This window comes from Streptomyces sp. NPDC059224 (assembly GCF_042754285.1).
GTDB lineage: Bacteria > Actinomycetota > Actinomycetes > Streptomycetales > Streptomycetaceae > Streptomyces.
Window position 1 is genome coordinate 262,839 of record NZ_JBHZAN010000006.1, and the last position, 9,693, is coordinate 272,531.

A 9,693-nucleotide genomic window follows, 5' to 3' on the forward strand; every position below is an offset into this window, starting at 1 on the left:
AGCTGGTCGGCATGACGGACGTACGCGCTGAGCTGCTGCAACAGATCAAGGACAAGGCCGTGGTGCACGGCAGGGTGACCCTGTCGTCGGGGCTGGAGGCGGACTACTACGTCGACCTCCGCCGCGTCACCCTCGACGGTGAGGCCGCGCCACTGGTCGGCCAGGTGCTCCTCGACCTGACCGACGGCCTGGAGTTCGACGCCGTCGGCGGCCTCACCATGGGCGCGGACCCGGTCGCCGGCGCGATGCTGCACGCGGCCGCCGCCCGCGGCCGCCGCCTCGACGCGTTCGTCGTCCGCAAGGCGGCCAAGGCGCACGGGCTGCAGCGCCGGGTGGAGGGGCCGGAGATCAAGGGCCGGCGGGTCCTCGTCGTGGAGGACACCTCCACCACCGGCGGCTCCCCGCTCGCCGCCGTGGAAGCCGTGCGCGAGGCCGGCGCCGAGGTCGTCGCCGTCGCGACCATCGTCGACCGGGCCACCGGCGCCGACGAGAAGATCCGCGAAGGCGCGGGCGTGCCGTACCTGTTCGCCTTCTCGAAGGATGAACTGGGACTGGACTGACACCCGGCCGACGGGTGGGATTGAGCCGGATGCGACCGGCGCCCGGCGCCCGGAGCATCGGTTCATGTCTGGAAAGATGGGGACGACGATGACGTCGTACCTCAAGGTCTAGGTCAGGGCCGTAGAGAACCAGCAGTACGCCGACCCGCACACCCAAGGAGCGGACAGATGCCCATCGCAACCCCCGAGGTCTACAGCGAGATGCTCGACCGGGCGAAGGCAGGCAAGTTCGCCTACCCGGCCATCAACGTCACCTCGAGCCAGACCCTGAACGCTGCGCTGCGCGGCTTCGCGGAGGCGGAGAGCGACGGCATCGTCCAGATCTCCACCGGTGGTGCCGAGTTCCTCGGCGGCCAGTACAGCAAGGACATGGTGACCGGAGCGGTCGCGCTCGCCGAGTTCGCGCACGTCATCGCCGAGAAGTACCCGGTCAACATCGCGCTGCACACCGACCACTGCCCGAAGGACAAGCTCGACGCGTACGTACGTCCGCTGATCGCGATCTCCAGGAAGCGCGTCGAGGCCGGCCTGACCCCGCTGTTCCAGTCGCACATGTGGGACGGCTCCGCCGAGACCCTCGCGGACAACCTGGCCATCGCGCAGGAGCTGCTCGAGCAGGCCCGCGCGGCCAACATCATCCTCGAGGTCGAGATCACCCCGACCGGCGGCGAGGAGGACGGCGTCTCGCACGAGATCAACGACTCCCTCTACACCACCGTCGAGGACGCGATCCGCACCGCCGAGGCGCTGGGCCTGGGCGAGAAGGGCCGCTACCTGCTCGCCGCCTCCTTCGGCAACGTGCACGGCGTGTACAAGCCGGGCAACGTCGTGCTCCGCCCCGAGCTGCTCAAGGACCTGGCCGACGGCGTGGCGGCGAAGTTCGGCAAGGCGTCCCCGTTCGACTTCGTCTTCCACGGCGGCTCCGGCTCCACCGAGCAGGAGATCGCCACCGCGCTGGAGAACGGCGTCGTGAAGATGAACCTGGACACCGACACCCAGTACGCCTTCACCCGTCCGGTCGCCGACCACATGTTCAAGAACTACGACGGCGTCCTGAAGGTCGACGGCGAGGTCGGCTCCAAGAAGACCTACGACCCGCGCACCTGGGGCAAGCTGGCCGAGGCGGGCATGGCCGCGCGTGTCGTCGAGGCCACGCAGCACCTGCGCTCGGCGGGCAACAAGATCAAGTAAAGCGTTCATACGGCGGTCGTACGACAGCCACGTCGCGGTTTCGGCGCACCCGGTGCTACGGCGCCGGGTCCGCTGTATACCTGGACCCATGTCCGACGTCCGGCTGGCCTCCGTACAGGGCAAGTGGATTCTGTTCACCACCGTCCTCGGTTCCAGCATGGCGCTGCTGGACTCGACCGTCGTCAACGTCGCCCTGCCCCGCATCGGGCGTGACCTGGGCACCAGCCTGTCGGCCCTGCAGTGGACGGTCAACGCGTACATGCTGACGCTGGCCGGGCTGATCCTGCTCGGCGGCTCGCTCGGCGACCAGTACGGCCGCCGGAAGATCTTCGTGCTCGGCGTCGTCTGGTTCGCCGCCGCCTCGCTGCTGTGCGGCCTGGCCCCCAACGACATCGTGCTGATCGCCGCCCGCGCCCTGCAGGGCATCGGCGGTGCCCTCCTCACCCCCGGGTCGCTCGCCCTCATCCAGGCGTCCTTCCACCCCGACGACCGGGCGAAGGCGGTCGGCCTCTGGTCCGGCTTCGGCGGCATCGGCGCGGCCATCGGCCCGTTCCTGGGCGGCTGGCTGGTGGACGGCCCCGGCTGGCGCTGGGTGTTCCTGCTGAACGTCCCGCTGGCCCTGGTCTGCGTCCCCGTCGCCCTGCGCCACGTCCCGGAGTCGGCCGACGGGCGCGCCCACGGCCGCTTCGACGTCCTCGGCGCGGTGCTGGCCGCGCTGACCCTCGGGTTCGTGACCTACGCGCTGATCGAGGCCGGGACCACGTCGCTGCTCGCCCTCGCGGGCGTGGCCACCGGTGTGGCCTTCGTGTACGTCGAGAAGCGCCGCCAGGATCCGATGCTCCCGCTGGACATCTTCGGCTCCCGCCAGTTCACCGCGCTCAACGTGGTCACCCTGTGCGTGTACGGCGCCTTCGGCGGCTACTTCTTCCTCACCGCGCTCCAACTCCAGGTGGTGGCGGGCTATTCGGCGCTGGCCGCCGGTACCGCCCTGCTGCCCAGCACCGCGCTGATGCTGCTCTTCTCGGCCCGCTCGGGCGCGCTGGCCGACAAGATCGGGCCCCGGCTGCCGCTGACCGTCGGACCGCTGCTCTGCGCCACGGCGATGATGCTGATGCTGCGGGTGGGCGAGCACGCGAGCTACCTGGGGGACGTCTTCCCGGCGGTCGTGGTCATGGGCGCCGGCATGGTCACCCTGGTGGCCCCGCTCACCGCCTCGGTCCTCGCCTCCGTGGACACGGCCCGGGCGGGCATCGCCAGCGGCATCAACAACGCGGCGGCCCGCGCGGCGAGCCTGATCGCCGTGGCGGCGCTGCCGCTGCTCGCGGGGATGGGCCCGGAGGCCTACCGGTCGCCCGTGAGGTTCGACGCGGCGTTCGACCGGGCCATGCCGATCTGCGCGGGGGTGCTGGTGGCCGGCTCGGCCCTGGCGTTCGCGCTGGTCCGCAGGCCGGCCCCGGGCTGCGTCCGCCCGGAGTGCCGCACCCACGGAAACGTCGTCACACCACCACTGGAGGCGAAGGGCCGCTAGGTCCCGCCTGCCGCGCGACGCCATGCGCGCTCCCCCGTTGTCTGAAGGGGATGGGAGGTGCCCCCACTCGCCGCACCCCCAGAGCACGCACCTGACGCCGCGCGGCCCGCCGTTCGGGCGAACGACGGGACTTTCGCAACACGCCCCAGGACCCTTCGCCGCCCTGCGGTGCGCTAGCCCTTGAGTTCCGCGTACGCCTCCGCGCTGCTGTCCTTCAGGAACTGCCGGCAGCGCTCGTACTCGTCCTGCTCGCCGATCTCGCCGGCGGCCCGGCCGAGTGCGCCCAGGCAGCGCAGGAAGCCGCGGTTGGCCCGGTGGTCCCAGGGGACGGGACCGTGTCCCTTCCAGCCGGCGCGGCGCAGGGCGTCCAGCCCGCGGTGGTAGCCGGTGCGCGCGTAGGCGTACGACTCGACGACCGCGCCGCGCTCGAACGCGTCGTCGGCGAGCAGTGCCCAGGCCAGCGAGAAGGTCGGGAACTTCGCCGCCACCTCGACCGGAGCCAGTTTCTCCTCGCCCAGCAGGCGGTACGCCTCTTCGTTCTCGGGCAGATAGGTCGGCTCCGGGCCGCCGAGCAGGTTCTTGTGCGTCGTCATGGCGCCAGTCTGCCACCGCCGGCCACCGCGTCGGCGGGCAGCCGCCGCAGGCCCGCGTCCCGGCCGGGCCCCCGGCGGGCCCCGAGCCGCAGCCGGGTCGCAGGACGCGCGCGCGGCGGTAGCCCGGCCGGGTGACCGGGGGCGGGCGTGACGGGTGTGGCCGGTCTGGCAGCGGGCGGGCCTTGCCGTGTGCGGGGTACGTTGCGCAAGATGCGGGTGGGGACCGGGGCCCCCGTGTCGAGAACGGCAGGGGCGGACCGCTACCCGGAGTACACAACAGGAGACAGCGATGTCCCTTCAGGCTCAGCCCCCCGAGGCTTCGGAGCCCGAGACCCCGCATCTCGACTTCGCCGGCACCACGCCGTACGAGGACTACGTCAGGGCGGACGTGCTCACCCATCTCCAGCACACCCTCTCCGATGACCCCGGAGAGATGGTCTTCCTGGTCACGACCCAGGTCATGGAGCTGTGGTTCACCGTCATCGTCCACGAGTGGGAGACCGCGGCCCGCGCCCTGCGCGGTGACGACATCCCCGCCGCGATCAACGCACTGAAGCGTTCCACCCGTGAGCTGGAGGCGTTGAACGCCTCCTGGAAGCCGCTCGGCCAGCTCACCCCCGCCCAGTTCAACTCCTACCGCTCCGCCCTCGGCGAGGGCTCCGGCTTCCAGTCGGCGATGTACCGGCGGATGGAGTTCCTGCTCGGCGAGAAGTCCGCGTCCATGCTGGTCCCGCACCGCGGCGCCCCCCGCGTCCACGCGGAACTGGAGAAGGCGCTGCACGAGCCGAGCCTGTACGACGAGGTGGTACGGCTCCTCGCGCGCCGCGGCCACCCGGTCCCGGACGCGGTGCTGCACCGTGACGTGTCCGGGCGGTACGACCCCTCGGACGCCGTCGAGGCCGCCTGGACGGCGGTCTACTCGGGTGACGGGGACGCCGACCTCGCCCGCCTCGGCGAGGCGCTCACCGATGTCGCCGAACTGGTCTGGCGCTGGCGCAACGACCACCTGGTCGCCACCCGCCGCGCGATGGGCGCCAAGCCCGGCACCGGCGGCTCGGCCGGCGTCGCCTGGCTGGAGAAGCGGGCCCGCAAGAACGTGTTCCCGGAGCTGTGGACGGCGAGGTCCCATGTCTGAGCTGGCCCTGCGCGCGGAGAAGCTGGACGCGGCGGACGAGCTCGCCGGGGTGCGCTCCCGGTTCGTCCTCGACTCCGCCTCCGGTCGTGCGGCTGACGCCGCGGGCGTCTACCTGGACGGCAACTCACTGGGCGCCCTGCCCGCGCATGTCCCCGGCCGGGTCGAGGACGTCGTCCGGCGGCAGTGGGGCGAACTGCGCATCCGGTCCTGGGACGAGAGCGGCTGGTGGACGGCGCCGGAGCGGATCGGCGACCGGATCGCCCCGCTGGTCGGCGCGGCGGCCGGCCAGATCGTGGTCGGCGACTCCACCAGCGTCAACGTCTTCAAGGCCCTGGTCGGCGCGGTACGGCTGGCGGGGGAGGGACGGGACGAGATCGTCGTCGACGCGACCACCTTCCCCACCGACGGCTACATCGCCGACTCGGCGGCCCGGATGACGGGGTGTGTGCTGCGGCCGGTGACACCGGCGGACGTGCGCGCCGCGCTGAGCGACCGCACGGCGGCCGTCCTGCTCAACCACGTCGACTACCGCACGGGCCGGCTGCACGACCTGCCGTCCCTCACCGCCGCGGTCCACGCGGCAGGGGCGGTGGCCGTCTGGGACCTGTGCCACAGCGCGGGCGCGCTGCCGGTCGGCCTCGACGAGCACGGGGTCGACCTGGCCGTCGGCTGCACCTACAAGTACCTGAACGGCGGGCCGGGCTCACCGGCCTACCTGTACGTCCGCGGCGACCTCCAGGACCGCTTCGACTCGCCGCTGCCCGGCTGGAACTCGCACGCCGAGCCGTTCGGGATGCGCTCGGAGTACGAACCGGCCGCGGGCGCGGTGCGCGGCCGCGTCGGTACCCCGGACATCCTGTCCATGCTGGCCCTGGAGGCGGCGCTGGAGGTCTGGGACGAGGTGCCGGTCTCCGCCGTCCGGGCCAAGTCCCTGGCCCTGTCGGACTTCTTCCTGGAGTGCGTCGAGGCGTACCTGCCGGCCGGCCGCGTCGAGTGCGTGACCCCGCTGGCGCACGAGGAGCGCGGCAGCCAGATCGCGCTGCGCTGCCCGGACGCCGGGGACGTGATGAAACGGCTGATCGAGCGCGGGGTGGTCGGGGACTTCCGGCATCCCGACGTCCTCCGCTTCGGCTTCACCCCGCTGTACGTCGGTTTCGCGGACGTGGAACGGGCGGCGCGGGTGCTGGCGGAGGCCGTGTAGCACCCCGCGGCGAGTCGACATGCGGACACGACGACCCGGTCGGGAAAGGCCGGGACGGTACAGAACCGGGTATTCCTCACCGTGCGTGACATCCACGTGTCGCCGCACGTCACCGGCCTGATACCGTCCCGGCCAACGGCCGAATTCCCCACCTGGTCCGCCAAAGCCACTACGCCGCTGAGAGGTTGGAGCATGCCGGACGACGCCGCAGCAGAACGGGCCGCCGCCGAGGAGGAGTCCGCCTTCTCGCACCCGCACGTCGCGCCCGATGCCACCGCGGCCTACGGCGACCACCCCGACCAGGTGATCGACTTCTACGTTCCGCGCGGTGGCGAGACCGTGGCCCCGTTGGTCGTGGTTCTGCACGGAGGCGCGTGGCGGGCGCCGTACGACCGCGGTCACGTCACACCCTTCGCCGACTTCCTCGCCCGGCGCGGCTTCGCGGTGGCCAACGTCGAGTACCGGCGCGGTGCGACCCTGCCCCAGCAGGGCGGCACGGCCCCGGTGGCCGGCCGCTGGCCGGACACCTTCGACGACGTCGCGGCCGCCCTGGACGCCCTGCCCGCGCTGGCCGGCGAGGCGCTGCCCCAGGCGGACCTGCGCCGCACGGTCCTCACCGGCCACTCGGCCGGCGGACACCTGGCGCTGTGGGCCGCGGCGCGGCACGTCCTCCCCGCGGACGCCGCATGGCGCACCTCCGGCCCGTCGCCGCTGCGGGGCGTGGTGGCCCTGGCCCCGATCGCCGACTTCGCGATGGCGGAGAAGCTGGAGGTCTGCGGCCACGCGGCCCTCCAACTCCTCGGGGGCAACGACCAGTTCACCGACCGGCAGCGCTATGCCGACCCGGCGCTGCTGCTCCCCACCGGCATCGCGACCACCCTGGTCCAGGGCCGCACGGACGACGTCGTCCCGCAGGCGGTGGCCGAGGCCTACGCCGACGCGGCGGCCAAGGCGGGCGAGGTGGTGGGCCTGACGCTGCTGGAGGACGTCGGCCACTTCCCGCTGATCGACCCGGCGGCGGACGCGTGCGCGGTGGTGGCGGAGGAGATCGCCCAACTGGCGTGGTGACGCCGGCTCCCGGTGCCCGTAGTACCTGAGACGGATGCCCGAGGACCCTTCTCACTGGTGACGACGGTGACCCCCGGCTCGTCCTACGGTCGTGTACGTGACCGAGACGACCCACACACAGGCGATGCCGCCGGAACCGCCGGATGGTGCGTTCGAACCGTACAGGCCGCGCAGTCCGGAGATCCGGGCCGCGCTGGACGCCCTGGGCAGGCTGCGGCAGGACCTGTTCCAGGATGCCTTCGCCTACCGGCCGTTGCCCCCGCTGAGCGGCGACGGTCCGCGGATCCGCCGCCTGTCCGGACGCCGGCGGGAGCTCGCGGTCTGGACCCCCCACCTCGCGGTGGCCGCGGCCGGCGCCGTGGCGCTGCTGGCGGCCGTCGCCGACCGTCCGGTGGGATCGGCCGGAGGTCTGCTGGTGGGCGTGGTCGTGGTGGCACCGGTCCTGCTCACGCTGGCACGTCCGGTCGGCGCCTTCTGGCTGTCGCTGGTCGCGAGCTGGATCGGCACCCTGCTGTCCGACGCGTGGGCCGACTGGCCGTGGACGACGGGCGGCTTCATCTCCCACCTGGTGGTGCTCACCGTCGTCGCGGTCCGCACGCGTCCACGCACGGCGGCCTGGATGTGGGCGATCACCGCGCTCTACGGCTTCTCGTTCGTCTCGGTCCTCGGCGGGGGCCACTACAGCAACGACGTCGGCTCGATGATGGTCGTCTCCGCGATCGCCCTGCTGACCGTCAGCGTCCGGCAGATCCGCCGGGAGGCCGAAAAGACGGTGACCGCCCAGCAGACGGAGACGGCACACGAGCGGTCCCGGCGCACGCTCCTGGAGGAGCGGACCACGATCGCCCGCGAACTGCACGACGTGGTGGCCCACCACATGTCCGTCGTCGCCATCCAGGCGGAGGCGGCCCCCTACCGGGTGGAGAACCCGCCGCCGGAGCTGGAGAAGGCGTTCGTCACGATCCGGGAGAACGCGGTGGCGGCACTCACCGAGCTGCGCCGCGTGCTCGGCGTGGTCCGTGCCGAGGACTACGCGGCCCCCGACGCCCCGCAGCCCACCCTCGCCGACCTGGACGCGCTGCTCGCCAACGTGCGGGAGGCGGGGCTGACCGTGGACAAGGGGGTGACCGGCGCGGTCCGTGAACTCCCGCAGGGTGTCGAGCTGTCGGCGTACCGGATCGTCCAGGAGGCGCTCAGCAACACCCTGCGGCACGCGCCGGGAGCGAGCGCCCGTGTCGAGATCGGCTATGTCCTCGGCGGCCTCGGCCTGCGCGTGGTCAACGGGCCCCCGCCCCGGCCGGCCCTCCTCAAGCCGTCGCCCGGCGCCGGCCACGGCATCACGGGCATGCGGGAGCGCGTGTCGATGCTGAACGGCGAGATGACGGCGGCTCCGACGGCCGAGGGAGGCTACGAGGTGACGGTCTTCCTGCCGGCCCTCACCCCTGCCGAAGGTGACGCATGACCATCCGCGTACTGATCGCCGACGATCAGATGATGGTGCGCGAGGGCTTCTCGGTCCTGCTGAACGCGATGCCGGACATCGAGGTCGTCGGCGAGGCGGTGAACGGCCGCGAGGCGGTGGACCGGGTCCGTGAACTCGCCCCCGACGTGGTGCTGATGGACATCCGGATGCCCGAGCTGAACGGCATCGAGGCGACGCGGGAGATCGTGGCCGGCGACGGCACGGCCAAGGTCCTGGTCCTGACCACCTTCGACCTGGACGAGTACGTGTACCAAGCCCTGCGTGCCGGAGCCTCCGGCTTCCTCCTGAAGGACGCGTCGGCCCGCCAACTGGCGGACGGCGTCCGGGTGGTGGCGGCGGGCGAGGCCCTGCTCGCGCCCTCGGTCACCAAGCGCCTGATCACGGAGTTCTCCAAGCTGTCCGGCACCCCGCGCCCGATGTCCACGGCGCATGCGGCCTACGGCGACCTCACCGACCGCGAGACGGAGGTCCTGGTCCTCATCGCCAAGGGCCTCTCGAACGCGGAGATGGCCGAACGCCTGGTGGTGGCCGAGTCGACCATCAAGACCCACGTGAGCCGCATCCTCGTGAAACTGGGCCTGCGGGACCGGACCCAGGCGGCGGTCTTCGCCTACGAGGCACGGCTGGTGACCCCGGGCTAGGTGTATTGCCCTGTGAGGTTGGGGACGCGGCTGGCGGGTGGTTGGCCCTTGAGCGCGGTGTGTCCGCGGTGGTGATTGTAGGTGTGCAGCCATTTCGGGAACGCGTCGCGTCGTTCCTGCTCGGAGCGGTAGGGGCGGGCGTAGGCCCACTCGTCCAGCAGGGTGCGGTTGAAGCGTTCGACCTTGCCGTTGGTCTGCGGCCGGTAGGGCCGGGTCCGCTTGTGGGCGATCCCGGCCGCTGCCAGCGCATCTCGCCAGTCGCGTGAGCGGTAGCAGGAGCCGTTGTCGGTCAG

The 9,693-nt window shown here is 72.2% G+C and carries 10 protein-coding genes; 8 read left to right on the plus strand and 2 right to left on the minus strand.

The annotated features are described in order from the left end of the window. Positions 1–11: 11 nt before the first annotated feature. From pyrE to ACFXI4_RS08915, 3 genes are all read left to right on the plus strand, one after another. Positions 12–560, plus strand: coding sequence for an orotate phosphoribosyltransferase (pyrE, locus tag ACFXI4_RS08905; protein ID WP_363012774.1), 549 nt, complete (start codon positions 12–14; stop codon positions 558–560). 168 nt (positions 561–728) lie between these two features. Next, positions 729–1,751 carry a class II fructose-bisphosphate aldolase gene (gene fbaA, locus ACFXI4_RS08910; protein ID WP_362726235.1) on the plus strand — a complete coding sequence of 341 codons (1,023 nt, stop codon included), beginning with the start codon at positions 729–731 and terminating at the stop codon, positions 1,749–1,751. 88 nt (positions 1,752–1,839) lie between these two features. Then, positions 1,840–3,279 carry an MFS transporter gene (locus ACFXI4_RS08915; RefSeq protein ID WP_384989020.1) on the plus strand — a complete coding sequence of 480 codons (1,440 nt, stop codon included), beginning with the start codon at positions 1,840–1,842 and terminating at the stop codon, positions 3,277–3,279. A gap of 173 nt (positions 3,280–3,452) precedes the next feature. On the opposite strand, the gene ACFXI4_RS08920 is transcribed toward ACFXI4_RS08915, so the two are convergent. Then, positions 3,453–3,872, minus strand: coding sequence for a DUF3151 domain-containing protein (locus tag ACFXI4_RS08920; protein ID WP_362726229.1), 420 nt, complete (start codon positions 3,870–3,872; stop codon positions 3,453–3,455). A 289-nt stretch (positions 3,873–4,161) separates the two neighbouring features. Between ACFXI4_RS08920 and ACFXI4_RS08925 the strand changes: the two genes are divergently transcribed. The 5 genes from ACFXI4_RS08925 to ACFXI4_RS08945 all read left to right on the plus strand — a co-directional run bounded on the left by ACFXI4_RS08925 (position 4,162) and on the right by ACFXI4_RS08945 (position 9,400). Further along, positions 4,162–5,007, plus strand: coding sequence for a tryptophan 2,3-dioxygenase family protein (locus ACFXI4_RS08925; RefSeq protein WP_362729066.1), 846 nt, complete (start codon positions 4,162–4,164; stop codon positions 5,005–5,007). Further along, positions 5,000–6,208 (plus strand): kynureninase, encoded by a 1,209-nt coding sequence (gene kynU, locus ACFXI4_RS08930; RefSeq protein ID WP_384989021.1) that lies wholly within the window; start codon positions 5,000–5,002, stop codon positions 6,206–6,208. Before ACFXI4_RS08925 ends, kynU begins: the two co-directional genes overlap by 8 nt. 192 nt (positions 6,209–6,400) lie before the next feature. Beyond that, positions 6,401–7,276: an alpha/beta hydrolase gene (locus ACFXI4_RS08935; protein WP_362729070.1), complete on the plus strand. Its 876-nt coding sequence runs from the start codon at positions 6,401–6,403 to the stop codon at positions 7,274–7,276. Positions 7,277–7,373: 97 nt separating this feature from the next. After that, complete coding sequence (locus ACFXI4_RS08940; protein WP_384989022.1) at positions 7,374–8,738, plus strand: sensor histidine kinase; 1,365 nt, start codon at positions 7,374–7,376, stop codon at positions 8,736–8,738. Next, positions 8,735–9,400 carry a response regulator transcription factor gene (locus tag ACFXI4_RS08945; RefSeq protein ID WP_362729245.1) on the plus strand — a complete coding sequence of 222 codons (666 nt, stop codon included), beginning with the start codon at positions 8,735–8,737 and terminating at the stop codon, positions 9,398–9,400. Before ACFXI4_RS08940 ends, ACFXI4_RS08945 begins: the two co-directional genes overlap by 4 nt. Here the strand turns inward: ACFXI4_RS08945 and ACFXI4_RS08950 are convergent. Further along, on the minus strand, positions 9,397–9,693 hold a 297-nt coding region (locus ACFXI4_RS08950; RefSeq protein WP_384989023.1), incomplete at its 5' end, for an integrase core domain-containing protein. The genes ACFXI4_RS08945 and ACFXI4_RS08950 overlap by 4 nt on opposite strands.